The 25794-nt window shown below is 68.8% G+C and carries 27 protein-coding genes; 15 read left to right on the top strand and 12 right to left on the bottom strand.

The annotated features are described in order from the left end of the window. Nucleotides 1–20: 20 nt before the first annotated feature. Genes CEP17_RS06150 through tkt form a run of 3 tightly spaced genes read right to left on the bottom strand, consistent with a single transcriptional unit; the run spans nucleotide 21 to nucleotide 4854 of the window. Nucleotides 21–1640, bottom strand: a complete 1620-nt coding sequence (locus CEP17_RS06150; RefSeq protein ID WP_112931629.1) for a glucose-6-phosphate isomerase — start codon at nucleotides 1638–1640, stop codon at nucleotides 21–23. Then, nucleotides 1637–2779 carry a transaldolase gene (gene tal, locus CEP17_RS06145; RefSeq protein WP_112931628.1) on the bottom strand — a complete coding sequence of 381 codons (1143 nt, stop codon included), beginning with the start codon at nucleotides 2777–2779 and terminating at the stop codon, nucleotides 1637–1639. Before tal ends, CEP17_RS06150 begins: the two co-directional genes overlap by 4 nt. Next, entirely contained in the window at nucleotides 2776–4854 is a 2079-nt protein-coding gene (gene tkt, locus CEP17_RS06140; protein WP_112931627.1) for a transketolase, read from the bottom strand. Before tkt ends, tal begins: the two co-directional genes overlap by 4 nt. A 265-nt stretch (nucleotides 4855–5119) precedes the next feature. Between tkt and CEP17_RS06135 the strand changes: the two genes are divergently transcribed. Beyond that, entirely contained in the window at nucleotides 5120–6046 is a 927-nt protein-coding gene (locus tag CEP17_RS06135; RefSeq protein ID WP_061681572.1) for a heme o synthase, read from the top strand. Between the two features lie 61 nt (nucleotides 6047–6107). On the opposite strand, the gene CEP17_RS06130 is transcribed toward CEP17_RS06135, so the two are convergent. Then, complete coding sequence (locus tag CEP17_RS06130) at nucleotides 6108–6521, bottom strand: dinucleotide-utilizing enzyme (RefSeq protein WP_112931626.1); 414 nt, start codon at nucleotides 6519–6521, stop codon at nucleotides 6108–6110. 84 nt (nucleotides 6522–6605) lie between these two features. Further along, nucleotides 6606–7601 (bottom strand): COX15/CtaA family protein, encoded by a 996-nt coding sequence (locus tag CEP17_RS06125; RefSeq protein ID WP_112931625.1) that lies wholly within the window; start codon nucleotides 7599–7601, stop codon nucleotides 6606–6608. 292 nt (nucleotides 7602–7893) lie between these two features. Between CEP17_RS06125 and sufB the strand changes: the two genes are divergently transcribed. The 11 genes from sufB (at nucleotide 7894) to CEP17_RS06070 (ending at nucleotide 18114) form a co-directional block, all read left to right on the top strand. After that, nucleotides 7894–9312 carry a Fe-S cluster assembly protein SufB gene (gene sufB / locus CEP17_RS06120; protein ID WP_112931624.1) on the top strand — a complete coding sequence of 473 codons (1419 nt, stop codon included), beginning with the start codon at nucleotides 7894–7896 and terminating at the stop codon, nucleotides 9310–9312. Then, nucleotides 9312–10532, top strand: a complete 1221-nt coding sequence (sufD, locus tag CEP17_RS06115) for a Fe-S cluster assembly protein SufD (protein WP_039416097.1) — start codon at nucleotides 9312–9314, stop codon at nucleotides 10530–10532. Before sufB ends, sufD begins: the two co-directional genes overlap by 1 nt. After that, the gene (locus tag CEP17_RS06110; protein WP_036290568.1) at nucleotides 10529–10858 is read left to right on the top strand and encodes a non-heme iron oxygenase ferredoxin subunit; all 330 of its coding nucleotides are present in this window, start codon (nucleotides 10529–10531) and stop codon (nucleotides 10856–10858) included. Before sufD ends, CEP17_RS06110 begins: the two co-directional genes overlap by 4 nt. Before the next feature lie 14 nt (nucleotides 10859–10872). Continuing rightward, a complete protein-coding gene (gene sufC, locus CEP17_RS06105) occupies nucleotides 10873–11643 on the top strand; it encodes a Fe-S cluster assembly ATPase SufC (protein ID WP_039416096.1) in 771 nt (256 codons plus the stop codon). Nucleotides 11644–11653: 10 nt separating this feature from the next. Beyond that, nucleotides 11654–11983, top strand: coding sequence for a metal-sulfur cluster assembly factor (locus CEP17_RS06100; protein ID WP_036318394.1), 330 nt, complete (start codon nucleotides 11654–11656; stop codon nucleotides 11981–11983). Between the two features lie 58 nt (nucleotides 11984–12041). Next, nucleotides 12042–13202 carry an aminotransferase class I/II-fold pyridoxal phosphate-dependent enzyme gene (locus CEP17_RS06095; RefSeq protein ID WP_112931623.1) on the top strand — a complete coding sequence of 387 codons (1161 nt, stop codon included), beginning with the start codon at nucleotides 12042–12044 and terminating at the stop codon, nucleotides 13200–13202. Between the two features lie 72 nt (nucleotides 13203–13274). Next, the gene (locus CEP17_RS06090; protein ID WP_112931622.1) at nucleotides 13275–14216 is read left to right on the top strand and encodes a siderophore-interacting protein; all 942 of its coding nucleotides are present in this window, start codon (nucleotides 13275–13277) and stop codon (nucleotides 14214–14216) included. Beyond that, entirely contained in the window at nucleotides 14213–15223 is a 1011-nt protein-coding gene (locus tag CEP17_RS06085) for an iron ABC transporter permease (protein ID WP_112931621.1), read from the top strand. The genes CEP17_RS06090 and CEP17_RS06085 overlap by 4 nt, the downstream gene beginning before the upstream one ends. Beyond that, complete coding sequence (locus CEP17_RS06080; protein ID WP_112931620.1) at nucleotides 15220–16236, top strand: iron chelate uptake ABC transporter family permease subunit; 1017 nt, start codon at nucleotides 15220–15222, stop codon at nucleotides 16234–16236. Before CEP17_RS06085 ends, CEP17_RS06080 begins: the two co-directional genes overlap by 4 nt. Continuing rightward, a complete protein-coding gene (locus tag CEP17_RS06075; protein ID WP_112931619.1) occupies nucleotides 16233–17075 on the top strand; it encodes an ABC transporter ATP-binding protein in 843 nt (280 codons plus the stop codon). The genes CEP17_RS06080 and CEP17_RS06075 overlap by 4 nt, the downstream gene beginning before the upstream one ends. A gap of 13 nt (nucleotides 17076–17088) precedes the next feature. After that, nucleotides 17089–18114, top strand: coding sequence for an iron-siderophore ABC transporter substrate-binding protein (locus CEP17_RS06070; RefSeq protein WP_112931618.1), 1026 nt, complete (start codon nucleotides 17089–17091; stop codon nucleotides 18112–18114). 67 nt (nucleotides 18115–18181) lie between these two features. Here CEP17_RS06070 and CEP17_RS06065 read toward each other — a convergent pair whose 3' ends face one another. After that, nucleotides 18182–18814, bottom strand: coding sequence for a biotin transporter BioY (locus CEP17_RS06065; protein WP_036318092.1), 633 nt, complete (start codon nucleotides 18812–18814; stop codon nucleotides 18182–18184). 169 nt (nucleotides 18815–18983) lie between these two features. Between CEP17_RS06065 and CEP17_RS06060 the strand changes: the two genes are divergently transcribed. Next, nucleotides 18984–19547, top strand: a complete 564-nt coding sequence (locus CEP17_RS06060; protein WP_112931617.1) for a GNAT family N-acetyltransferase — start codon at nucleotides 18984–18986, stop codon at nucleotides 19545–19547. Here the strand turns inward: CEP17_RS06060 and CEP17_RS06055 are convergent. Then, complete coding sequence (locus CEP17_RS06055) at nucleotides 19494–20333, bottom strand: GNAT family N-acetyltransferase (RefSeq protein ID WP_112931616.1); 840 nt, start codon at nucleotides 20331–20333, stop codon at nucleotides 19494–19496. The two genes, CEP17_RS06060 and CEP17_RS06055, sit on opposite strands and share 54 nt — an antisense overlap. 117 nt (nucleotides 20334–20450) lie before the next feature. Here CEP17_RS06055 and abc-f point away from each other — a divergent pair, with 117 nt between their 5' ends. Continuing rightward, nucleotides 20451–22049, top strand: coding sequence for a ribosomal protection-like ABC-F family protein (abc-f, locus tag CEP17_RS06050; protein ID WP_112931615.1), 1599 nt, complete (start codon nucleotides 20451–20453; stop codon nucleotides 22047–22049). Between the two features lie 22 nt (nucleotides 22050–22071). Here the strand turns inward: abc-f and CEP17_RS06045 are convergent, their stop codons facing one another. Genes CEP17_RS06045 through CEP17_RS06030 form a run of 4 tightly spaced genes read right to left on the bottom strand, consistent with a single transcriptional unit; the run spans nucleotide 22072 to nucleotide 24141 of the window. Next, a complete protein-coding gene (locus tag CEP17_RS06045) occupies nucleotides 22072–22980 on the bottom strand; it encodes an SURF1 family protein (protein ID WP_036318110.1) in 909 nt (302 codons plus the stop codon). Next, nucleotides 22977–23180, bottom strand: a complete 204-nt coding sequence (locus CEP17_RS06040; protein WP_036318109.1) for a hypothetical protein — start codon at nucleotides 23178–23180, stop codon at nucleotides 22977–22979. Before CEP17_RS06040 ends, CEP17_RS06045 begins: the two co-directional genes overlap by 4 nt. Continuing rightward, nucleotides 23177–23566: a DUF3099 domain-containing protein gene (locus tag CEP17_RS06035; protein WP_112931614.1), complete on the bottom strand. Its 390-nt coding sequence runs from the start codon at nucleotides 23564–23566 to the stop codon at nucleotides 23177–23179. Before CEP17_RS06035 ends, CEP17_RS06040 begins: the two co-directional genes overlap by 4 nt. 50 nt (nucleotides 23567–23616) lie before the next feature. Continuing rightward, on the bottom strand, nucleotides 23617–24141 hold the full coding sequence (locus tag CEP17_RS06030) for a DUF4190 domain-containing protein (RefSeq protein ID WP_112931613.1): 525 nt from the start codon (nucleotides 24139–24141) through the stop codon (nucleotides 23617–23619). A gap of 110 nt (nucleotides 24142–24251) precedes the next feature. Between CEP17_RS06030 and CEP17_RS06025 the strand changes: the two genes are divergently transcribed. Further along, nucleotides 24252–24962: a beta-ketoacyl-ACP reductase gene (locus tag CEP17_RS06025; protein ID WP_036318104.1), complete on the top strand. Its 711-nt coding sequence runs from the start codon at nucleotides 24252–24254 to the stop codon at nucleotides 24960–24962. A 65-nt stretch (nucleotides 24963–25027) separates the two neighbouring features. Here CEP17_RS06025 and CEP17_RS06020 read toward each other — a convergent pair whose 3' ends face one another. Beyond that, complete coding sequence (locus CEP17_RS06020; RefSeq protein ID WP_239498599.1) at nucleotides 25028–25747, bottom strand: alpha/beta hydrolase; 720 nt, start codon at nucleotides 25745–25747, stop codon at nucleotides 25028–25030. Between the last annotated feature and the right edge of the window lie 47 nt (nucleotides 25748–25794).

The raw sequence follows: 25794 nt of genomic DNA, 5'->3' as shown, positions 1-25794 counted from the left end.
AAAGACTCCTCCTGGTCGCGCTACTGCGCGGCCTCGAACAGGGAAAGCACCTCGACCTGAGGGTCGGTCAGGGTGAGGGTGACCACGGGTCGTCCGTGCGCGACGAGCACATCCGCGTCGCCGGCCGCCTGAGCGGTGATCAACTGACGGAACGTGAACGGGCGACCGGGTATTTCCAGATCGACCTCTCCGGCTCCGATGATCTGCAAGAACACGCCGCTGGCCGGTCCGCCCTTGTGGAACTGCCCTGTCGAGTGCAGGAAGCGGGGACCCCAGCCGAACGTCGTCGGGCGGCCCGTGTCGGCGGCGATGAGTTCGCGGATGCCGGAAAGCTGAGGCACCGAGGTGCGATCGGCGTAGGCCTGCACGGCGACGTAGCCGTCGGGACCGAGACGAGCCCACAGGGCGTCCAGCACTCCGGCGAGTGTGCCGGACGCGGCCAGCTCGGGATCGGACACGCGCACCTCGACGCCGTTCGCTGTGAAGGCGGGGTCGCTGAGGGCGGGGCGAGAATCGAGCAGCGCGCGAGCGGCGGCCTTGGCAGACTCGACGTCGGGCTGGTCGAACGGATTGATACCCAGCATGCGTCCCGCGATGGCCGTCGCGTACTCCCAGACGACGAACTGAGCGCCCAGCGAACCGCTGACGAGTACTTCGTTGGGGTGCTGCTCGATGAGCCGGAAATGCACCGCGTCGTCCACCAGGCGTACGAGCTGCATGTCCGCCGGAGTCCGATCGACCTCCGGGGACAGCGGCAGCAGCACCACGGGAAGGATGCCGGTGCCGTGCTTGCCCGTCGACTCCGCCGCGAGCTGCTCGATCCAGTCGGGCAGGCCCACGATGTGCGTGCCGTCGCTGATCAGGCCCAGCTTGTCGCGCCGCGGGTCGCCACCGGCGATGGCCGCGGCGAGGGTGAGCGCGGGGTTGCGGGGGTCGTCGATGGCGACCTCCAGAAGCGTCGCCTCCGCCTCGTCCAGGAGCTCAGCGATGTCCACGCCCGCGAGCCCCGAGGGCACCAGCCCGAAGGCCGTGAGCGCCGAATAGCGTCCCCCCACGTTCGGGTCGGCGGTGAACACGCGGTAGCCGGCCTCGCGGGCGGACTGCTCGAGCGGGGATCCCGGATCGGTGACCACGACGATGCGCTCGGACGGATCGATGCCGAGATCCGACCAGGCGGCCGCGAAGGCGCGCTGCGCAGAATCGGTCTCGATGGTCGAGCCCGACTTCGATGCGACGACGAGAACCGTCTGCGCGAGACTGCCGGACTCGGCATCCCCGTCGATCGCGGCCAGGACCTGCGCCGGGTCGGTCGAGTCGAGGATCACCAGCGGTACACCTGCCGTGCGTGTGATGACCTCCGGCGCGAGGGATGAGCCTCCCATCCCCGCGAGCACGACGCGGGTGAGGCCCCGTGCGACGAGATCTGCGCGCAACGCAAGGATCTCGTCGACGAGGGGCCGTGACACGCTGACCGCGTCCACCCATCCGAGGCGGACGGCCGCCTCGGATGCCGCCTCGGGTCCCCACAGGTCGGGGTCGCCGGCGGTGATACCGCTGGCGACCAGGCTGTCGACCAGACCAGGAACGGTCTGGTCGACGACCTGCTTGACGTGACCCGAGACGTGGATCTCGAAACTCACCGGCTGGTCTCCGGGGCCTTCGCCAGCGCCTCGGCGACGGTCTTCTTGAGGTCCTGCCACGATGCGATGAACTTCGCGACACCCTCGTCCTCGAGCGTCTGGGTGACATCGGTGATGTCGACGCCGAGTTCCGCGAGCTGAGAGAAGACCAGGTGTGCGTCATCGTAGGCACCGGTGACGGTGTCGCCGGTGATGACACCGTGGTCGAAGGTGGCTTCGAGCGTCTTCTCCGGCATCGTGTTGACGGTGCCGGGCGCGACGAGCTCGGTGACGTAGAGCGTGTCGGGCAGCGCAGGGTCCTTCACGCCGGTCGATGCCCACAGCGGACGCTGCACGTTCGCACCGGCGGAGATGAGCTCCTGAGCGCGCGGGGTCGCGAACCGCTGCTCGAAGAGTTCGTACGCCAGACGCGCGTTCGCCAGCCCCGCACGGCTCTTGAGCGCCTCGGCATCCTCGTTCTGGAAAGCCGACAGACGCTTGTCGACCTCGGTGTCCACGCGCGAGACGAAGAACGAGGCGACGGAGTGGATGCCGGACAGGTCGTGGCCGGCCGCCCGTGCCTGCTCGAGGCCTGCCAGGTAGGCGTCGATGACCTCGGCGTAGCGCTCGAGCGAGAAGATCAGCGTCACGTTGACCGAGATGCCCGCACCGATGACCGCGGTGATCGCGGGGAGCCCGGCCTTGGTGGCGGGAATCTTGATGAGGGTGTTGGGTCGATCGACCTTGGCCCACAGCTTCTCGGCCTCGGCGATGGTCGCGTCGGTGTCGTGGGCGAGGTCGGGGGAGACCTCGATCGACACGCGCCCGTCGACGCCGCCCGTGGCGTCGAACACACCGCGGAAGATGTCTGCGGCGTCGCGCACGTCGGTGGTCGTGAGCTCGAAGATCGCGGAGTCGACATCGGCGCCGCTCTCGGCCAGGGCGGCCAGGGGGGCGTCGTACGAGTCGTCGTTCTGGTTGCCGATCGCAGCCTGGAAGATCGACGGGTTCGTCGTGACGCCCGAGACGTTGCGCGACGAGATCAGGTCGGCGAGGTTCCCCGAAGCGATGCGCGCGCGGGAGAGGTCGTCGAGCCAGATGCTGACGCCGGCGTCGACGAGCTGCTGGGTCGGGGTCGAGCCCGAAGTGGGGGTGCTCATGCGTTCTCCTTGACGGTTGCGCGGGCCGCTTCCACGACCGCATCGGTGGTGATACCGAACTTCTCGAACAGGGTCTTGTAATCGGCGGACGCGCCGAAGTGATCGATGCCGACCGTGCGGCCGCTGTCGCCCACGATCCCGCGCCAGAGCGGGGTCGAGCCGGCCTCCACCGACACGCGTGCCGTGACGGCCGCCGGCAGCACGCTCTCGCGGTAGGCGGCATCCTGCTCGGCGAACCACTCGAGCGACGGCGCCGACACGACGCGGGCCTTGATACCCTCGCCGGCGAGCGTCTCGCGCGCGGCGACCGCGAGCTGCACCTCGGAGCCGGTCGCGATGAGGATCACATCCGGCTCCCCGCCCTCGGCGTCGATGAGGACGTAGGCACCCTTGGCGACCCCGTCGGCGGTCGCGAAGCCCGCCTCGCCGCGGGGGAACACAGGGATGTTCTGACGCGTCAACGCGATGCCGACCGGGCCGCCGCTCGTGCGACGGACGATCTCCAGCCAGGCCGCGGATGTCTCGTTCGCATCCGCCGGGCGCACCACGGTGAAGTTCGGGATGAGGCGCAGCGTCGACAGCTGCTCGATCGGCTGATGCGTGGGTCCGTCCTCGCCGAGGGCGACCGAGTCGTGCGTCCACACGAAGATCGACGGGATGTCCATCAGAGCGGCCAGACGCACCGGCGGGCGCATGTAGTCGCTGAAGATGAGGAAGGTGCCGCCGAACGGACGCGTCGGACCGTGCAGCTTGATGCCGTTGACGATCGCACCCATCGCGTGCTCGCGGATGCCGAAGTGCAGCACACGACCGTAGGGGTCGCCCGACCACTCGTGGGTGGACCATTCCGCGGGGATGAACGACTTGGCGTCCTTGATCGTGGTGAGGTTGGACTCGGCGAGATCGGCAGAACCACCCCAGAGCTCGGGCAACTGCGCGGCGAGCGCGTTGATGACCTGGCCGGATGCCGCACGCGTGGACACGTCCTTACCGGGCGTGAACTCCGGGACGGAGACATCGGCGGGCAGCTCGCCGGCCTCGAGGCGGTCGAGCAGGCTCTTGCGCTCGGGGTTCGCGGCCGCCCACGCATCGAAGTCGGCCTGCCAGGCCGCACGCGCCTCGGCGGCCCGGTCCTTCAGAGCGCGGGTGTGGGCGATGACGTCGTCGGCGACGACGAACGAGGCCTCCGGGTCGAAGCCGAGCACCTTCTTGGTCGCCGCGAGCTCCTCGGCGCCGAGGGCGGAGCCGTGGATCTTGCCGCTGTTCTGCTTGCCGGGCGAGGGCCAGCCGATGATCGTCTTGAGGATGATGAGCGACGGCTTCTCGGTCTCGCCCTTCGCGGCTTCGATGGCCGCGTACAGTTCGGCGACGTCCTCGACGTACTCGCCGGACTTCTTCCAGTCGACCGTCTGCACCTGCCAGCCGTAGGCCTCGTAACGCGCCGCGACGTCTTCCGTGAAGGCGACGTTGGTGTCGTCCTCGATGGAGATCTGGTTCGAGTCGTAGATGGCGATGAGGTTTCCGAGGTTCTGGTGTCCGGCCAGGCTCGAGGCCTCACTCGTGACACCTTCCTGGAGGTCGCCGTCGCCCGCGATCACGTACACGAAGTGATCGAACGGGCTCGTGCCGGCGGCCGCCTCGGGGTCGAACAGGCCGCGCTCGTAGCGGGCCGCGTAGGCGAAGCCCACGGCCGAGGACAGACCCTGACCGAGCGGGCCCGTGGTGATCTCGACGCCCTTCGTGTGCCCGTACTCGGGGTGTCCGGGGGTCAAGGAGCCCCACGTGCGGAGGGATTCCAGGTCGGACAGCTCGAGTCCGAAACCGCCGAGATAGAGCTGGACGTACTGGGTCAGCGACGAGTGTCCCGCGGAGAGGATGAAGCGGTCGCGGCCGATCCAGTGCGTGTCCGAGGGATCGTGGCGCAGGACGCGCTGGTAGAGCAGGTACGCGGCCGGCGCCAGGCTCATCGCCGTGCCGGGGTGTCCGTTGCCCACCTTCTCCACGGCATCCGCGGCCAGCACGCGAGCGGTGTCCACCGCGCGCCGATCGATCTCATCCCAAACCAGTTCCGACACGTGGTGCCCTTTCGAAAAGAGGGGAGTGCGTCCGACTCTCGAGCCGGCCGCGGCGGCGTCGAAGCGCTGCCTGCCGGCGCTCGGCGACGCCTGTGTTTTCAGCTTAGCGAAGTGCCGCGGGTCGCAGGCCGCATGTGTCGTCCGTGACAATTCGTCGGCGGATGCCGGCCGGTCGCAGGGCGTCCGTGGCCCGGGCGATCACCCGATTGGTCGTGACCTAGACTGGACGAGGATCTGGAGTGAGCCGGGGAAGGGGTCAGCGGACATGGTGCAGTCGAGCGTGTCCGCGGTGAACGACGTCGCGGTCGCTCGTTCCCTCGGTCAGAAGGTCCGCGCCTACGTCGCCTTGACGAAGCCGCGCGTCTTGGAGCTGCTCCTGGTGACGACCGTTCCGGTCATGATCCTGGCGCAAGGGGGGATGCCGAGCCTCTGGCTCGTGCTAGCGACGGTGATCGGCGGCGCGATGAGCGCGGGATCGGCTGCCACCTTCAACATGTACCTCGATCGCGACATCGATGCGCATATGCGGCGCACCGAGAACCGGCCACTCGTGACGGGCGAGGTGACGCCGCGGGGCGCCCTGGTGTTCGCGTGGAGTCTGGCCGTGGGCTCCACGCTCTGGCTTCTGCTGACCACCAACTGGCTGGCCGCGGCACTGAGCGCCGTCGCCATCTTCTTCTATGTGGTCATCTACACGATGTTGCTGAAGCGCCGCACCGAACAGAACATCGTCTGGGGTGGGATCGCCGGGTGCTTCCCCGTGCTCATCGGGTGGTCTGCGGTCACGGGATCGCTGACCTGGGCTCCCTTCGTCCTCTTCCTCCTCGTCTTCCTCTGGACTCCGCCGCACTACTGGCCGCTGTCGATGAAGTACAAGGGTGACTACCGAGAAGCAGACGTGCCGATGCTGGGCGCCACCCGCAACGGTCGGCAGGTCGGGCTGCAGGTCATCCTCTACGCCTGGGCCACCGTGGCCTCTTCGCTCCTGCTCATCCCGGTCGCGGGTATGGGACTCGTGTACACGGCATCCGCACTCGTTTTCGGCGGCTGGTTCATCGTCGAGTCCCATGTGCTCTACAACCGCGCCGTCCGCGGGGAGCAGAGTCGTCCGATGCGTGTCTTCCACGCGTCGATCACGTACCTCACGCTCCTGTTCGTCGCCATCGCGATCGACCCGCTGCTGCCGTTCTGATCGGACGACGAAGGCGCCGGTCCCCGCGGGGACCAGCGCCTTCGTGTCTTCGGGTGCGGGATCAGACGGTGGGACGCTCGGCGGACGCCTGAGCGGGCTCGTCGGTCTCCGACACCGGCGAGGTGACCGTCTCGGCCACCGGTGCGGCGTTCGTCGCCGGCTCGACGATCTCGACCACGTCGATCTCCTCGGCGACGACACTCGGCGTCGCGCCGCGCGCGAGCGAGCCGATGGTACCGAGGGTGAGCGCCAGAGCCAGACCGATGAGGCCGACGCCGATGAGGATCGCGCCGAGAACGGCCCAGATCTGACCGGCGTAGACCTCGACGCCGGTGGCGGTGCCATCGGCGAGAGTGCTGGCCATGACGGTCAGCTTGTCGACGAGCAGGTAGACGCCGCCGCCGACGGCGACGAGCGAGCCGCCCACGAGCACCCAGAACGGGATGCTGCGGATCACACGGGCGGTGTTGGGCATGGGGAAGCTCCTTCTGTCACGTCGCCGCACGCGCGACGACACTTCGACTATCTGCGAACCACCAGAGGAGCAGTGATGCGCCGGCTATGAGATCGCTGTGGACCGGTCGCCGGCATCCAGCATGTCACGCGGCTGCTTCATGTGCAGGATCACTGCGGTCATCGCCGCCACGAGCGTCACGGCGAGCATCATGTGGATGTTCACGAGCGCGATCGGAAGGCCCGTGCGCGCCTGCCACAGCCCGATCGCGATCTGCACGAGTTCCACGCCCAGCAGCAGACCGGTCCATCTCCTCATGCCGGTCGCCGGGCTCAGCCGGTACGACCATCCGAACAGCACCACCGTGAGCGCGAAGAGGGCGTATGCGGGCCAGCTGTGCACATGCTGCCAGAAGATCGGATCCAGGCCGTTGCGGGCGGCGGCCGTGTCGCCGGCGTGCGGGCCGGAGCCGGTCAGCAGGATGCCGATGATCACGGTGACCAGCACGACGACACTCGTCACGTGCGCCACGACGGCATACCCGCGCGGCACGACGAGGACGCGCGCGCCGGGTCGGGCGTAGACGCGGACGACGTAGGCGGCGGCGATCGCGACCAGCGCCGCCGACAGCAGGTAGTGCAGCCCGACGATGCTGGGGTGCAGGTGCAGCCACACCGTGATGCCGCCGATGACGGCCTGGAGGATGATGCCGATGCCGATGGCCAGGACGAGGCGGGGCAGCTCCGGGCGCGTGCGCCACAATCGCACGACGGACAGGAACGCGAGCAGTGCGACGATCACGAGAACCCCCGTGAGGGTGCGGTTGCCGAACTCGATGAGCCCGTGGATGCCGAGTTCCTGCGTCGGGACGAGCGAATCCGGGGTGCAGTACGGCCACGTCTCGCAGCCCATCCCCGAACCGGTCAGACGCACGAGACCACCGGTGCCGACGATCACGATGTTGCTGATCAGCACGAGCCACGCGAGCACGCGCGTCGGCCGTCCGACACGCGCGGGAAGTCGCGTCAGGAGTCCGCGCCCGACCGGGGCGTCGGACGCCGCGGCGTCGGTCTCGGGGCTGGAGGTCTGCGGTGCGGACATGGTGGGGTCGCCTCCCGGATGCGCGCCCGGACGGGCGCCGGCCACGCCCGCGTCGGGGTGTTGCCTATAGACTGAAGGGGTGGGAACAGCGGCGCGCGAAGCGCGTCACGCCCCCTACAGTCTAGGCGCGCGCGGTGCGCGCCCCGACGAAGACCCCGTCGGAGAAAACGACACGAAAACGGCCCTGGAAGCGGCATCCGACCTTCGCCCACGACACTCCGATCGTGAGACAGGCGCAGGCGCAGGAATGCCGGAGCGGATGACACCGCCGGGCACGAAGGAGGCAAACCCCATGTCGGATGTGCTCATCGACCGTCCCGAACTCGAGGGACTGGGTGTCTATGAATTCGGCTGGCACGACGAAGACGCCGCCGGCGCCGTCGCCCAGCGCGGGATCAACGAGGACGTCGTCCGCGGGATCTCGGCTCTCAAGAACGAACCCGAGTGGATGCTGAAGACCCGCCTCAAGGGATATCAGCTGTTCGGCCGCAAGCCGATGCCGACCTGGGGTGCTGATCTGTCGGACATCGACTTCGACAACATCAAGTACTTCGTGCGCTCCACCGAGAAGCAGGCCCAGTCGTGGGAGGACCTGCCCGAGGACATCAAGAACACGTACGAGAAGCTCGGCATCCCCGAGGCGGAGCGCGCCCGCCTCGTCGCCGGCGTCGCCGCTCAGTACGAGTCCGAGGTCGTCTATCACCAGATCCAGCAGGAGCTCGAGGATCAGGGTGTCATCTTCATGGACACCGACACGGCGCTGCGCGAGCACCCCGAGTTCTTCGAGGAGTACTTCGGCACCGTCATCCCCGCCGGTGACAACAAGTTCGCTGCCCTCAACACGGCCGTCTGGTCGGGCGGATCGTTCGTCTACGTCCCCAAGGGCGTGCACGTCGAGATCCCGCTGCAGGCCTACTTCCGCATCAACACGGAGAACATGGGCCAGTTCGAGCGGACGCTGATCATCGCCGACGAGGGCAGCTACGTCCACTACATCGAGGGCTGCACGGCCCCGATCTACAAGAGCGACTCGCTGCACTCGGCCGTCGTCGAGATCATCGTGAAGAAGAACGCGCGCGTGCGCTATACGACGATCCAGAACTGGTCGAACAACGTCTACAACCTCGTCACCAAGCGTGCGATCGCGCACGAGGGCGCGACGATGGAGTGGATCGACGGCAACATCGGGTCGAAGGTCACGATGAAGTACCCGTCCATCTACCTGATGGGTGAGCATGCCAAGGGTGAGACGCTGTCGGTCGCCTTCGCCGGTCCCGGACAGCACCAGGACGCCGGCGCGAAGATGATCCACATGGCTCCCTACACGCAGTCCTCGATCGTCTCCAAGTCGATCGCCCGTGGCGGCGGCCGGGCCGGCTACCGCGGCGAGGTGCGCGTGGACGCCAACGCCCACCACTCCGCGAACACCGTGCGCTGCGACGCGCTTCTGGTCGACACGATCTCGCGCTCGGACACCTACCCCGCGATCGACATCCGCGTCGACGACGTGCAGCTGGGTCATGAGGCGACGGTCTCGAAGGTGAGCGAAGAACAGCTCTTCTACTTGATGAGCCGCGGCATGCCGGAGGACGAGGCGATGGCGATGATCGTGCGCGGCTTCATCGAGCCCATCGCACGCGAACTGCCCATGGAGTACGCCCTCGAGCTCAACAAGCTCATCGAGATGGGCATGGAAGGATCCGTCGGCTGATGACGACAGCGACTCAGACCCCTGCCGGCGAGAGCATCCGGGCGGAGGGTCACATCGACCCTGCGGCCACGCTGGTCTCCGGCTTCGTACCGGTGCAGACCCGATCGGAGCGGCCGACGTCGTTCGATCCCGCCGATTTCGCCGTGCCGACCGGTCGCGAGGTCAACTGGAAGCACACCCCGTTGGCGCTCCTGGGCGACCTGCTGCGGGACGAGCCGGCCCCCCACGACGTCATCGGCGTCGACGTGAGTGCGCCTTCGTCCGTCGAGCAGATCCGTCTGCGCGTCGGGGAGGCCCCACGCGGTGAGGTCTTCCGTCCCGAGGACCGTGTCAGCGCGATCGCCTGGGCGCAGGAGGACGAGGCTCCGCTCATCCGCATCCCCTCGGGCGTCGAACTCGACGAGCCGATCGTCGTGCAGCTGACCGGACGCGGCGGTGTCGCGCATGCGCACGTCGTGATCGAGGCACAGGCGCACTCACGGGCGACGGTCGTGCTGCGCCACGCCGGTACCGCACAGCAGGCGCAGAACGTCGAGATCATCGTTCGTGACGGCGCCGCGCTGACGGTCGTCTCGGTACAGCGCTGGGACGATGACGCCATTCACCTGGCATCTCACCAGGCGCGGGTCGATCGCGACGCGACGCTGACCCACGTCGTGGTCAGTCTCGGTGGACGCGTCGTTCGCGTGAACCCGTCTGTCGAGCTCGCGGGAGCAGGTGCGGAGGGCAGACTCTACGGTCTGTCGTTCGCCGACGCCGGTCAGCACCTGGAGAGCCAGGTCTACCTGCACCACAAGGGTGCGCAGACGGTCGGAGACGTGCTCTACAAGGGAGCGCTGCAGGGCGAGTCCGCGCGCAGCGTCTGGGTCGGTGACGTGCTCATCGGACCGGATGCCGTGGGCACCGACTCGTATGAGGCCAACCGCAACCTCGTGCTCACCGACGGTGCACGCGCCGACTCGATCCCCAACCTCGAGATCGAGACGGGCGACATCCGCGGCGCGGGACACGCGAGCGCGACCGGGCGCTTCGACGATGAGCAGCTGTTCTACCTGCAGGCGCGTGGAATCGCGGAGGACGAGGCTCGACGTCTGGTCGTGCTGGGATTCCTCGCCGAGATCGTCCAGAAGATCGATGTGCCGGCTCTGCAGGACGAGCTCATCGCCGCGATCGAGGACGAGCTGGCTCTGGCGACGGCGGCCGAAGGAGAACACGCATGACCGCGCAGAAGGCGCTCAGCCTCAGCGACCTCACCCAGGACACCGCGGTGCGCGTCGAGATCGACGGCGTTCCGATGGCCGTCGTCCTGGATTCGAACGGTGAGGTCCATGCGATCGGCGACACCTGCACGCACGGCGACATCTCGCTGTCGGACGGGTTCGTGGAAGGGGAGACCCTGGAGTGCTGGGCCCACGGCTCGGCGTTCTCGCTGCGCACCGGCCGCCCCCTGAACCTTCCGGCCTATGAGCCGGTGCCCGTGTACGCGGTCACGATCGACGGGGATGACGTCCTGATCGATCCCGCTGTCCTCAAAGACGTGAACTGAAGAAGGTAACTGACATGGCTGTTCTCGAGATCCGCGACCTCCACGTGACGGTCGAGACCGACGCGGGGGAGACCCCCATCCTCAATGGCGTCGACCTGACGGTGCGTACCGGCGAGACCCACGCGATCATGGGTCCCAACGGCTCCGGAAAGTCGACCCTCGCCTACACGATCGCCGGTCACCCCAAGTACACCGTGACCCAGGGCACGATCACTCTGGACGGCGAGGACGTGCTGGCGATGTCGGTCGACGAGCGTGCGCGTGCGGGGCTCTTCCTCGCGATGCAGTATCCGGTCGAGATTCCCGGGGTGACCGTCACGAACTTCCTGCGTACGGCGAAGACGGCGATCGACGGTGAGGCGCCCGCGATCCGCACCTGGACGAAGGACGTCAAGGAGGCGATGAAGAACCTCCGCATGGACCCGAAGTTCGCCGCTCGCAACGTCAACGAGGGATTCTCCGGCGGTGAGAAGAAGCGCCACGAGATCCTTCAGCTCGAACTGCTCAAGCCGGCGATCGCCGTGCTGGACGAGACCGACTCCGGCCTCGACGTCGACGCACTGAAGATCGTCTCCGAAGGTGTGAACCGTGCGAAGGACGCGACCGATCTCGGCGTGCTGCTGATCACCCACTACACGCGCATCCTCCGCTACATTAAGCCCGATTTCGTGCACGTGCTCGTGAAGGGCCGCGTCGCCGAGGAGGGCGGCCCGGAGCTCGCCGAGCGTCTGGAGGACGAGGGCTATGACCGCTACCTCGAGCCCTCCGACATCGTCGAGGCATAGGATCGAACGCATGACTGCGACCCTCAGTCCGGAGAAGTACGACGACGTCACCGAGGCGCTCAAGGACGTGATGGATCCCGAGCTCGGAATCAATGTCGTCGACCTCGGTCTCATCTACGATCTCAGCTGGGACGAGGAGAACGACGCCCTCGTCATCCACATGACGCTGACCTCCGCCGGCTGTCCGCTCACCGACGTGCTCGAAGAGCAGACCGCGCAGGCTCTGGACAACGTGGTCGATCGCTTCCGCATCAACTGGGTGTGGATGCCGCCGTGGGGACCGGAACGCATTACCGACGACGGACGCGACATGATGCGCGCGCTGGGGTTCGCCATCTGATCGTCATCAGATGTCGGCGGCTGCGCGGCCGCAGCGTCGCCGTCGCTAGGCTCGAGGGGTGAGCATCATTCCTCTGGAAGCACTTCCGCTGGAGACCCTGCAACGGCGCTCCAGTACGAAGTGGCGGACGTACGGTTCCGATGTCCTTCCCCTGTTCGTGGCTGAGACGGATTTCCCCCTCGCGCCGCTGATCACGAGCGCCTTGCGCACGGCGGTCGAGCTCGGCGACACCGGGTACACACCACCCGATCCCGGCGTGCGCGATGCCTTCGCATCGTTCGCCGTTCGCCGCTTCGACTGGGTGGTCGATGCCGACCGTGTGCGGACGACGGGTGATGTCATGATGGGCGTCGTCGAGATCCTGCGCGCGGTCACCGCGCCCGGTGACGCGGTCGTGATCACCCCGCCGGTGTATCCGCCCTTCACGATGACGGTGGAAGAAGCCGGATGCCGTGTGGCGCCCGTGCCGCTGCGCGATACGGGAGCGGCCTGGGAACTCGACCTGGACGGCATCGACGCGGCGCTCTCCGACGGCGCGCGCGCCGTGCTGCTGTGCAATCCCCACAACCCCACCGGTACCGTCCATTCGCGCGAGACGCTGGCCGCTCTCGCCCGGATCGCGGCGCGTCACGGTGCCGCGGTCATCAGTGACGAGATCCATGCGCCGCTCGTCTACGACGATGCGACCTTCACCCCGTTTCTCGCGTCATCGGCGGAAGCCGCCGCGGTCGGCTATACGGTCACCAGCCCTTCCAAGGCGTTCAACCTCGCGGGGTTGAAGTGCGCGGTGATGGTGACGGGAGACGAACGGACCGCCGCCGTCGTGCGCGGCCTGCCGTCGGAGGTGGAGTGGCGTACGGGGCTGTTGGGCGCGATCGCCAGTGTCGCGGCACTGGACGCGGCATCCGATGAGTGGCTCGACGCCCTGCGTGCCCGACTCGATCTCAACCGCCGTCTGCTTGCCGATCTGCTGGCCGCGCACCTCCCGCGCGCTCGCTATCGCGTGCCGGACGCGGGCTATCTCGCCTGGGTCGATCTGAGCGCCTACGGCTGGGGCGACGACCCGGCCACCCGCATCCTCGCCGAGGCGCGAGTGGCCGTCCATCATGGACCGCAGTTCGGGCCGCAGGGCGCCGGCCACGTTCGCGTGAACTTCGGCTGCGGGCCGGAGGTTCTCACCGAAGCCATCGCGCGGATCGGGCGTCTCGTCGACGCGTGAGGCGTGCGCCCCACGAGCGCAGCTCCGCGTCGCCGGTGTGACATCTGAAGAAGGTAAGGCTACCCTTAGGGTGTGACCGAATCTGCGACCGCCGTCCGCCCGGCCTACCGCCCGTATGCCGTCCGTGTCCGCGCCGTCGAGCGGCTCTCTGCGCACTTCGTGAGGGTATGGTTCACCGGTCCCGAGCTGGAGTGGTTCGGCACCGCGGGTCTCGATCAGCGGATCAAGATCGTCCTGCCCCTGGCCGATGTCGCGGGGGGATACTCCGACTTCGGTCAGGCGGAGCATGCCGGCGACTGGTACGACAGATGGCGGGCGCTGCCGTCTGCGCGCCGCAATCCGTTCCGCACGTACACGGTGCGTCGTGTGGATGCCGCCGCTCGCGAGCTCGCCGTCGATTTCGTCGTGCATCACGATGCCGGTCCGGCGGGATCCTGGGCCGAGCGCGCTGCCGTCGGCGACGAGCTCGTCATCATCGGTCCCGATGAGCGCAGCCCGCAGTCGCGCATCGGCCTGGATTGGCATCCCGGCACCGCCCGACGGCTGCTGCTGGCCGGAGACGAGACCGCCGCTCCCGCGATCTGCAGCATCCTGGAGTCACTCGATCCGCGGTGCGAGGTCGACGCGTTCATCGAGGTGCCCGACGACGACGATGCGCTGCGACCGCAGCTGCCGGCGGCATCCGGCGCGCGGCTCAGCTGGATCGTGCGGGCAGACCGTCCGCACGGGGTCGCGCTCATCGACGCGGTGACCGGGTGGACGCGGGATCACGCCGAGGTGCTCGCGCGCGCCGCGGCGCCCCGACCTCAGGCCCTCGATGAGATCGACGTCGATCGTGAGCTGCTGTGGGACAGCCCCGAGGACGGCGACGGCGAGTTCTACGCGTGGATGGCGGGGGAGTCGGCGACGGTCAAGACGCTGCGGCGGCTGCTCGTGTCGGAGTGCGGGGTCGACCGCAAGCGCGTGGCCTTCATGGGCTACTGGCGTCTCGGGCAGTCCGAGCGCGTCGAATGAGCGCGCCGGTACGACCGCGACGAACACTGGTCGTCGCGGCGATCGGAGCCGCCCTCCTCGCGGTGTTCGTCGTGCTCTCGCTGGGTGTGGGCGCACGGCAGATCGCCCCGGCCGACGTGTGGCAGGCCCTCGTGGCGTTCGACGGCTCCAATCCCGACCACATCGTCGTCATGACGCAGCGCGTGCCGCGCACCGTCATCGGCGTCTGTGCCGGCGCCGCGCTCGCGCTGGCGGGCACGGTCATGCAGGGGCTCACACGCAACCCGTTCGCCGATCCCGGACTCCTCGGGCTGAACGCGGGTGCCTCCGTCGCGGTGCTGGCGGCGATCACCCTGTTCGGACTGTCGTCGCCGGACGGCTTCGTGTGGTTCGCCTTCGGCGGTGCCGCCCTGGCGGCGGTGATCGTGGCGATGATCGGCGGACGCGGAGCGGACGGCGGACCCGCGCGGCTCGCCCTCACCGGCGCGGCCGTGACCGCCGGACTCAGCGCGGTCACCTTCCTGATCCTCAACACGAACTCCTACGCGCTGGACGTCTATCGGTACTGGGCAGCCGGAGGCCTGTCGACACGTGGTCTGGATGCCGTCGCGCTCGTGCTTCCCGCACTCGTCGTCGGCGCCGTGCTCGCCCTGCTATCGGCCCGCGGCCTCGACCTCGTGGCCCTGGGCACGGACTCCGCCGCCGGTCTCGGGCACGATGTCGGCCGCAGCCGCGTGCTCGGCATCGTCGCGACGGTGCTGCTGTGCGGCGGAGCGACGGCGATCGCCGGCCCGATCGTCTTCCTCGGACTGCTCGTCCCGCATGCGCTGCGCGCCGTCGTCGGTGGCAGCTACGCACGTCTGCTCCCGCTCGGAATGCTCTACGGCGGAGTGTTCCTGCTCTTGGCCGACGTCGCGGGACGCATCGTCGCGCCGCCGGGCGAGGTGCAGGCCGGCATCGTCGTCGCGATCATCGGCGCTCCCGTTCTGATCGGACTCGTCCTCCAGCCGCGTCGGAGCATGCTGTGAGCGCCGCGCTGACCGTCCGGCGCGCGGCTACGCGTCGTCGTCGCGTCGTCGTCGTCGCGGTCATCGTCGCCGTCGTGCTGGCCGCGGCAGTGGCGATCTCGGTCGGCGACTACCCGATCACCCCCGATCGCCTGTGGGCGACGCTGACCGGGTCGGGAACGAGGATCGAGCAGTACGTCGTGTTCCAGGTGCGCGCGCCGCGCGCTGCCATGGCGCTCGTCGCCGGCGCCGCGCTCGGTGCTGCCGGTGCGCTCCTGCAATCGTTCCTCAGTAACCCCCTCGCCAGTCCCGACCTGCTCGGCATCTCCGGGGGGAGCGGGCTGGCGGCGGTGTCCGCGATCCTCCTCCTCGGCACCACCGGACCGCTCGTCGCCGTGTTCGCCTTCGTGGGCGGCTCCGCCGTCGCGGGCGTGCTCATGCTCGCCGGTCGATCGCTGCGTGACGGCGGCTTCCGGTTGATCCTGGCCGGTATCGGTGTCTCGTTCCTCACCTCGGCACTCATCAACCTCATGATGGTGCGCGCCAAGATCGAACAGGCCCAGGTCGCGCTTCTCTGGCTCACCGGAAGCCTCGCCTCGACGCCGTGGTGGCAGGTGCTCGTCGTGCTCGTCGTCTTCGTCGCGCTCGTCCCCGCGCTGATCGTCGCGTCGCGGTGGCTGCCTCTCGTGCAGCTCGGGCGCGAAGCCGCCCACGGGCTGGGTGTGGCGAGCGGACCGGTGCGTGTCGTGGTCGTCACCAGCGCCGTGCTGCTCACCGCCGTCACCTGTGCGTTCGTCGGGCCCATCTCGTTCATCGCGCTCTGTGCCCCCGCGATCGCTCGAGCGCTCCTGCGCCACGGAGCGGTGGGCCTCGGCACGAGCGCCGTCGTGGGCGCCGCGCTGCTGCTCGCGGCCGACCTCGTCGCCCAGTACGCCCTCCCCGGCATGGCCGTGCCCGTCGGCATCGTCACCGGTGCGGTCGGGGCTCTCTTCCTCCTCTGGCTTCTGGCCACCTCGAAAGGACGCCGGCTGTGACCTCGCACTCCGCTTCCCCCCGCTTGACCGCGCGTGCCCTCGCCGCCGGCTATCCCGGGCGTCGCGTCATCGACGGCCTCGACCTCGAGATCGCCCCGGGTCGGGTCACGATGATCATCGGCGCGAACGCCTCGGGAAAGTCCACTCTGCTCGGCACGCTCGCACGGCTGCACGCTCCGCTCGCGGGTCGTGTGGAGATCGATGGGGCGGACGTTCGCGGCATCCCGCGCCGCTCGCTGGCCCAGACAGTGGGTCTTCTTCCGCAGCATCCGACCGCGCCTGACGGCGTCACGGTGGCCGAGCTAGTCGGTCGGGGGCGGCATCCCCGCCGCGGGCTGCTGCAGCGCTGGAGCGCCCAGGACACGGCGCGGGTCGACGAGGCGATGGCATGGACCGGCATCACCGAGCTCGCCGAGCGTCCGGTGGGGGATCTGTCGGGAGGTCAGCGTCAGCGCGTCTGGATCGCGATGGCCCTGGCGCAAGATCCGCGCATCCTGCTGCTGGACGAGCCCACCACCTTCCTCGACCTCAGTCATCAGCTCGAGGTTCTCGACCTGCTGCGCGAACTCAACCGCGAGCGCGGGACGACGGTCGTCGCCGTGCTGCACGACCTCAACCTCGCGGCCCGCTACGCCGACGACCTCGTCGTCATGCACGCCGGCGCCATCATCGCCCATGGCGCTCCCGCCGAGGTCATGACCGCCGAGACGATCCGCCGTGCCTTCGGACTGTCCGCACTGGTGATCCCTGACCCCCTCACCGCCACCCCGATCGTCATCCCCGTCCCGTCGACGAGCTCTGCTGCACTCATCGACGAGGCCACCCCTGCACGTCCCTGAGAAAGGAAGACCCATGAGACGACTCCGCACAGCACTCGGACTCGCCGCGATCGCCGGAGTGACCGCGCTCCTGCTGTCGGGCTGCGCCGCCGGATCAGCCGCGCCCGCCAGCTCCGAAAGCGTTGCGGGTGACGGCTTCCCCGTCACCATCACCTCCGCGCTCGGCGACGCGACGATCACGAAGAAGCCCGAGCGCATCGCGACATGGGGGTGGGGGGCGACGGATGCCGTCCTCGCTCTCGGCATCCAGCCCGTTGCGATCCCCGCCGACAACTACTCGGGCGGCGACGACAAGATGCCGCCGTGGATCGCAGACGCCGTGGACAAGCTCGGAGGCGCCAAGCCCACCATCCTCGACGTCAGCTCGAACGACATCCCCCTCGAGGAGTTGCTGAAGACGAACCCGGATGTGCTGCTCGCACCCTACTCGGGGCTCACGCAGAAGGACTACGACGCCATCACGGCGGCGGGCATCCCCGTCGTCGCCTACCCGACCGCGCCGTGGGCGACCCCCTGGCGTGATGTCATCACGATCACCGGCAAGGCTCTCGGGATGAGCACGCAGGCCGCCGATCTGCTGACGAGCCTCGACGCGCAGGTGAAGGACGCGGCGTCGGCGCATCCGGAGTTCGCCGGCGTCACGATCGCCTACGTGGACGACGACGTGGACACGTTCTACATGTATCTTCCGGCCGACCCGCGCGTGGAGGTTCTGCAGGATCTCGGCTTCGTCTCGCCGTCGAGTGTGACCGCGCTCGACAAGGGCGAGGGGACCTTCTACACCACGGTCAGTCAGGAGAACCTCGACAAGATCGATGCTCAGGTCATCTTCACGCAGGCTGAGGATCAGAAGACGCTCGACGACTTCCTCGCATCTGCGCGGGGTCAGCTGATCCCCGCCGTCAAGAAGGGTGCCGTCGCAGCGATGGTGGGCGCGGAGAACGTGGCGGCGGTCTCGCCGACCGCGTTGACGCTGCCCTGGGCACTGCCGACGATCACGCAGAAGCTGGCCGCCGCGGTGGCCGTCGCGAAGGGCTGACGCGCCCTCCACCTCACGACGACGGCCCCGACCACTGCGGTCGGGGCCGTCGTCGTGAGGTGAGGAGTCAGCGGCCGGAACGGTTCTCCACGGCACGCACGCCCGCCCATGCCGCCGGGATCAGCAGCGCCGCCAGCGCGGCCTTGACGATGCCGCCGACGATGAACGGAGTGACGCCAGCGGCGAGGATCGCCTCGATACCGAGTCCCTTGCCGAGGACGGTGTTCAGGATGAAGGCCATGTAGGGCACACCGAACAGGAACGGGATCACGCTCGCCGCCACGAAGCCGACGAACGCGAGGACGGGACGTCGGTCCCACGCGCGCTCCGCGAACCATCCCGCGACGAAGGCGGCGAAGACGAAGCCGATGATGAACCCGAAGCTCGGCTTGGCGACGGCTGCGATGGTTCCCGTGAATCCCGCGAAGACCGGCAGACCCGCGAGGCCGGCGACGAGGTAGGTGAGGAGAGCGGCGGCGCCGCGACGGGCGCCGAGGGCGGCGCCCACGACGACGACGGCGAGAGTCTGTCCCGTGATGGGCACGGGCCAGAGCGGAACCTCGACCTGCGCGAGCACCGCGACCACGGCGGCGCCCGCGATCACGAGGGCTGTGTCCAGGGCGGCGGCGCGGGCCCGGTCGGTCGGGCGGGCGATGAGATCGGCGAGCACGAGGCGGCGGCCGGCGGCGGCGAGGGACATGCGGTCTCCTTCGAGAGGTGGACGGTTCATGGCTCAGCCTAAAGTCTCGCCACGCGGGCCACCTGGCCGAGATCGATGGAAGAGAGGACGATTCGTTGTCGCATCGAGACAATCTGACGGCGATAGCCCGTCGCGATCCCGGTCCCGCCTCGCTGACGACACTCGCCGCATGATGACTTTCACCGTTCGCTCCGCTCGTCCCGCGGATGCCGCCGGTATGGCGCGCGTGCACCTGGAGGGGTGGCGGCAGACGTACCGCGGCCTCATGGCTGACGAGATCCTCGACGCGCCCGACTTCGTGGACCGTCGCGAGCGCTTCTGGACCGCGGTGCTGGGCGACGACCCCCGCTTCGCGCAGGTCGCTGCGGCCGTCGCCCTCGTCGACGACGAGGTCGTGGGGATCGCGATGACCGGTCCCACCCCGGAAGAGGACCGGACGGATGGCACTCCGGATCGTGCGCTCCACGTGCTCTACGTCCTTGCCGATCACCACGGCACCGGCGTCGGCGCCGCTCTCTTGGACGCGGTGGCCCCGGCATCCGCAGCGCACATGCTGTGGGTGGCCGATCCCCATCCTCGCGCGCAGGCCTTCTCTGCCAAGCACGGATTCGTGCCCGACGGAACCGTGCGTGTCGACGAGGGCGTGCACGAGCTGAGGATGACCCGTCCCGCTCGCTCGTCATCCGCCGGTCGGAGGGATCTCGACGAGGCGGAACCAGCGGCCCCTCGGTGAGAGGCGCGCCCATACGGGGAGGAAGTGCGGATCGCTGACATGGCCGTCGAAGGTGACCCGCTCGACGCCGCGAGCTGCCAGCACGTCGAGGGAGCGCCGGACGCAGGCCTCGATCAAGCGCTCACCGTCGGCCGTCTCCCTGCTCGTGGTCTCCGCCGTGAGGCACGGGGGTGTCGAGTCGTGATAGACGAGCGCCAGCGCGACGATCTCGCCGTCGACGACGGCGGCGCTGCTCGCGTCGCGGTCGACCTCGGCCTCGAGGTCTTCCGAGAGAGCCGCCGCGAAATCCCGAGCGACGGGCGACCAGCCCTCGTGCGTCCAGGCGTAGACGGCCGCGTTGGCATCGAGGACGTCGTCCCAGTGCAGATCGCGGACGCTCTGCACCGCCGGGTGCGGCCGCAGAACCGCGCGAGACGCCGCCGGCACGTCCGCGGGTGGCACCACCTGTATGGTCCGTGCTCCCAGGGCGTCGGCGAAGCCGAGTGCATCGTCGTCGACGTACCCGCGCGTCATGAAGGTCAGTGGCGCATCTCGCAGTGTCGACAAGTGGGCGAACACGGCCTTCCCGTAACCGCGGCCACGCGATGCGGGCTCGACCACGATGGCGACCCAGTACCGGTCCCCGTGCACGCGCGAGGTCCACATGATGCCGGCGGCCACGGGGTGCCCGTCCACCTCCAGCACGGTCGAGCGGGTATGCGCATCACGCCATCGATCGGTGCGGAACGCGATCGTGCCGAGGAAGGGCAGCGTCAGATCGTCGTCGGCGAAGGGGCGCAATCGCATGGTCCCGAGTCTGGCACCTCTGGACTCGAGCGGCGGCCGACGCCGGACGTGGACGGTAGAATGGGAGGCTGGTCCGTCTCCGGGCCGTTCCCCATCCCCGACGAACGGACGTCTGCTGTGCTTGCCGTGCACGACCTCGAGATCCGCGTGGGCGCTCGCACGCTCATGTCGGAGGTGTCGTTTCGCGTCTCCGACGGCGACAAGATCGGTCTCGTCGGCCGCAATGGAGCCGGCAAGACGACGCTCACGAAGGTGCTCGCGGGCGACCTGCTGCCGGCCGACGGAAAGGTCGAACGCTCGGGCGAGCTCGGCTACCTGCCGCAGGACCCGCGCTCCGGCGATCCGGAGATGCTGGCGCGCACCCGCATCCTCGATGCGCGAGGGCTCGGCACGCTCGCCCTGCAGATGCACGAGGCCTCGTTGCAGATGGGGGATGCCGACGAAAAGGCGGCCGCGAAGGCGATGCGCCGCTACGGCAACCTCATGGAGCGCTTCGAGGCGCTCGGCGGGTACGCGGCCGAGTCGGAAGCGGCATCCATCGCGCACAACCTGTCGCTGCCGGACCGCATCCTCGACCAGCCCCTGAAGACCCTGTCGGGCGGTCAGCGTCGTCGCATCGAGCTTGCGCGCATCCTCTTCTCCGACGCGCAGACGATGATCCTCGACGAGCCGACGAACCACCTCGACGCGGACAGCGTCGTGTGGCTGCGCGAGTTCCTGAAGAACTACAAGGGCGGGCTCATCGTCATCAGCCACGACGTGGAACTCGTCGGCGAGACGGTCAACCGTGTCTTCTACCTCGACGCGATGCGTCAGGTCATCGACGTCTACAACATGAACTGGAAGAACTACCTGCGCCAGCGGGTCGCCGATGAGGAACGACGCAAGAAGGAGCGCGTCAACATCGAGAAGAAGGCGACGGCGCTGCAGTTGCAGGCCGCGCGCTTCGGTGCGAAGGCGTCCAAGGCCGCCGCGGCCCACCAGATGGTCGCTCGCGCCGAGAAGATGCTCTCCGGTCTCGAGGAGGTCCGCCAAGAGGACCGCGTCGCGAAGCTGCGCTTCCCCAAGCCGGCGCCGTGCGGCAAGACGCCGCTCATGGCGAAGAACCTCTCGAAGTCCTACGGATCGCTGGAGATCTTCACGGACGTCGACCTGGCCATCGATCGCGGATCGAAAGTGGTCGTGCTCGGGCTCAACGGTGCCGGCAAGACCACGTTGCTCAGGATCCTCGCCGGCGTCGACAAGGCCGACACCGGCATCATCGAACCCGGCCACGGCCTGAAGATCGGCTACTACGCGCAGGAGCACGAGAACCTCGACGTCAACCGGTCGGTCCTCGACAACATGATGTCGGCGGCGCCGGATATCAACGCCACCGAGGCGCGCAAGGTGCTCGGTTCGTTCCTGTTCACCGGTGACGACGTCCTCAAGCCCGCCGGTGTGCTCTCCGGCGGTGAGAAGACTCGTCTGTCGTTGGCGACGCTCGTCGTCTCGTCGGCGAACATGCTGCTGCTGGACGAACCCACCAACAACCTCGACCCCGCCTCGCGCGAGGAGATCCTCGGCGCACTGGCCCATTACGAAGGTGCGGTCGTGCTGGTCTCCCACGACGAGGGCGCCGTTCAGGCCCTCAACCCCGAACGGGTGCTGATCCTGCCCGACGGCGTCGAGGACATCTGGGGTCGCGACTACGTCGACCTGATCACCCTCGCCTGACGCCGATTCCGCGTCGGACTGCTCAGCGGGACGTCAGCTCGTCGAGAAGGGCGTCTTCTTCCTGCATGTCGCGATCCGGTCGCCGGGCTTCGCGCTGTCGGCGCCGACGAGCGGCGGGAGACGCCTCCTCCTCGTCCGGCGTCGGGGTCTCGCCTGCCCGTTCCGCGGCTGCGTCTTCCGCATCCTCTCGCCGGTGACGGATCTCGGTGCGGATCATGTACCAGATGAAGACGAATCCCATCAGCGCGAAGAGGATCCACTGGATCGCGTACGAGAGGTATGGGCCGGGGTCGTCCGATGGCGACTCGAGTGCGTTGGGTGTCTCCGCGGGACTGGGCTGTTCGGACACCAGCAGTCCGTAGGCGCTCGTGATGAGCGCGGGCTGAGCGGTGGTCTCCGCGATCAGGGGGAGATTGATGGTCGGCACCTGGCCGTCCGGCGCGGAGCGTCCCGAGTTCGGCAGCGGCTCGCCCGGCTTGAGTCGCGCGATCACCTGTACCTGGCCGGCGGGGGGAGTGGGGATCGCGTCCGGCTCGGGCTGGGAGGAGCCGGGCGGCAGCCAGCCGCGGTCGACGAGGAAGACCGCTCCGTCGACCGTCCGGAATGGGACGAGCACCTCGAAGGCGCTCGTCCCACCGTGCGCGCGATTACGAGCCAACAGCGTGTGGTCGGTCAGATACTGACCGGTCAGGGAGACCGGGCGCCATTGGTCGCCGGGTCGGAACGCGCCGTCGGCGCCGATCACCTGCCCCAGCGGCACCGGCGCGGCGTCGTAGTTCGCGGCGATCAGGGCGAGTTGGCTGCTTCGCTCCGCGTTGCGCGTGAACTGCCAGTTCGACAGGAAGGCGCAGACGATCGCGAAGACGATCGCGATCGCGACGTATCCTGCCCAGCGCAGCGCCGTCTGCTGCCGAGCCGTGCGTTCTCTCATCTGGTCGCCTCCGTATCGAAGGCGACCACGTCCACCGGGAAGTCGCGGGCGGCGAGATAGTCGCGCAGATAGTCGACGTGATCGCCGCACGCGGCCCAGATCTTGCGTCGTTCGGGCGCGTGGATGCGCGGATTGCGCCACTGCACCTGCCACGTCGCGGGCGCGCGGCAGCCGGTCCTCGAGCAGATGGCCTCGGTCATTCGTCGTCCGACGGCGTCCGGGGTGCGGGCGGCTGCCGCGAGGACTCGCTCAGTCTGATCACGCGGGGCGTCTCGTCGACCGCGGCGGTCGGGGCGTCCGACGGTGGACGCAGGGTCGGAGAGGCCTCGATCGCGCGCTCGGGGGCGATGGCACGTTCGGCCGATCCGGAGGCGACGTTGGCGATCACCACGGCGAAGTAGGGAAGGAACATCGCTCCGGCTCCGAACAGCCACGTGTACCAGCTGTAGGGGGTGACGGCCACCATGAGGACGAAGCAGATCACCCGGATGACCATCATCGTGAAGTACTTCGTCATGCGCGCGCTCGCGTCGTCGCGCGGCGCGCGCGGCAACGACGTGGCGGACTGAGCACGGGAGCTTTTCACGGTCCCCTCAGCCTACGCCGCGTGGGCGTCGCAGGCGCGGCGTCGCCCGATCAGTACGAGCCGTAACGCGAGCTGGCGGCGGCCCCGAGGATGATGAAGAAGACGAAGAAGCCGATGATCAAGAGTGAGATCGCGGTGCCGACCCATCCCACGATCACGCCCGCAAGCGCCATTGCGCGGCCGCCTTCACCCGTGCGCTTGATCTGGTTCAGCGAGATGTGGCCCATGATGGCACCGCCAACCGACCCGATGAGCGGAAGGATCCACACGAAGCCCAGGATCGACGCGATCATCGAGATGACGGCGAGCACGTTCGTCTTCACGGCGGGCGCCCCGTAGTAGGGAGCGGACCCGTACACGGGCGGTGCGCCAGGAGCGGGCTGCACCGGGGCGCCGGTGCTCGCGCCGTACGCCGGGGGTGCGGAGGGATAGGACGGCGGCTGATATGCCGGAGGCTGGTAGGCGGGTGCCGCCGGCGGCGCATAGGTCGCATCGGCCGCAGGTGCCGGAGTCGGAGGCGTCACGGGCGGGGTGGCCGCGGCATCCGGGGACTGAGGGTTCGTCGCGTCGGTCATGATCTCTCCTGTCTCGCCGTGCCAGCCTATCGGGCGCCGCGCGCGAGAGGGGATCCGTCGTGCGCGACGGGTAGGCTGGGGCGGTTCCTCCCGAGCGAAACGGAGCCCCTATGTCGCACGACCGTGTCGTCCTCGTCACCGGCGGAAACCGCGGCATCGGCCGCGCCATCGCCGCCCGCTTCGTCGCGGAGGGGTATCGCACCGCGGTCACCGCCCGCTCCGGCGAGGGCCCGGAGGGCACGCTCACGGTGCGGGCCGACGTGACGGATGCTGCGTCGTTGGATGCCGCGTTCGCCGAGGTCGAGAAGCAGCTCGGTCCCGTGGAGATCGTGGTCGCGAACGCCGGGATCACGAAGGACACGCTGCTGCTGCGGATGACCGAGGACGATTTCGACTCCGTCGTGGCCACGAACCTGGGCGGAACGTTCCGCGTCGTCAAGCGTGCGTCCAAGGGCATGCTGCGCGCCAAGTGGGGACGGGTCATCCTCATCTCGAGCGTCGTGGGTCTGTACGGGTCGCCCGGCCAGATCAACTACTCGTCGTCGAAGGCGGCACTCGTCGGCTTTGCGCGCTCGCTGACTCGAGAGCTCGGCGGTCGCGGGATCACGACCAACGTCGTCGCGCCCGGATTCATCGAGACCGACATGACCGCCGAACTGCCCGAAGACACGCAGAACGAGTACAAGCGGAACATTCCCGTCGGTCGCTTCGCGACCCCCGACGAGGTCGCCGGCGTCGTCACGTGGCTGGCGTCGGAGGATGCCGCCTACATCTCGGGTGCCGTCATCCCCGTCGACGGCGGTCTCGGGATGGGGCACTGAGCCCCTCGGCATCTCGGCTCGCTGCGGAGACCCTCTCGCCGTGACCGGTGGGTCTTGCGGCCCGCTCAGCGCGGCGACGAAGGCAGCGGCGCTCGCGTGATGGCGGCGGCGATCGCGTCGCCCAGCCGCTGTGGCTGGGAGAACTGCGGCCAATGGCCGCTGCCCAGACGGACGATCTCGGTGTCGCGGATCGCCGAGAACTCGTCGGCGTACCGGCCCCACTGTGCGAGGAAGCCGCGGAACTCCTCTTCGCCCAGTGATCCGGAGAGCACGGTGACGGGAAGCTCGTAGCGACGTTCGTCGTGCAGCGCGATCGCGTCGGTGGGGACCCGAGCCGGCACCGAGCGGGTCAGCGGTGCGGTGCGCGCCCGCGTCTGCGCGTCGAGATCAGCCACGTCGTCCTCGTCGAAGAAGTCCCAGCCGGGGAACGGCACGACGCCGTCGACGACGTCGAACTCCGAGATCATGCCCCCGTCGTGCGGCACCGCAGTATCGACCAGGACGACCCGGGCCACGCGTTCGGGGCGGGCATCCGCTGCTCCCCAGGCGACGTTGCCGCCTCCGCTGTGGCCGACGACCGCAACGGGTCCGACAGACTCGTCGATCGCGGCGACGGCCGCCGCGACCCAGTCGGCGATGCCGATGCCGGCGCTCTCGACGCCGGGCGCCCCCAGGCCCGGCATCGTCAACGGTCGTGGGGTCAACCCTGCACTGCGCAGCGCAGGAAGCACGTCGTCCCACGACGATGCGTCGAGCCAGAGACCGGGAATCATGATGACGTCCATGCGCTCACGGTACGCCGGGCCACCGACATCCGTGCGTCCACGACGCG

The organism is Microbacterium sp. PM5 (genome assembly GCF_003293595.1).
GTDB lineage: Bacteria > Actinomycetota > Actinomycetes > Actinomycetales > Microbacteriaceae > Microbacterium.
This window is presented reverse-complemented; position numbering and strand designations above follow the sequence as displayed.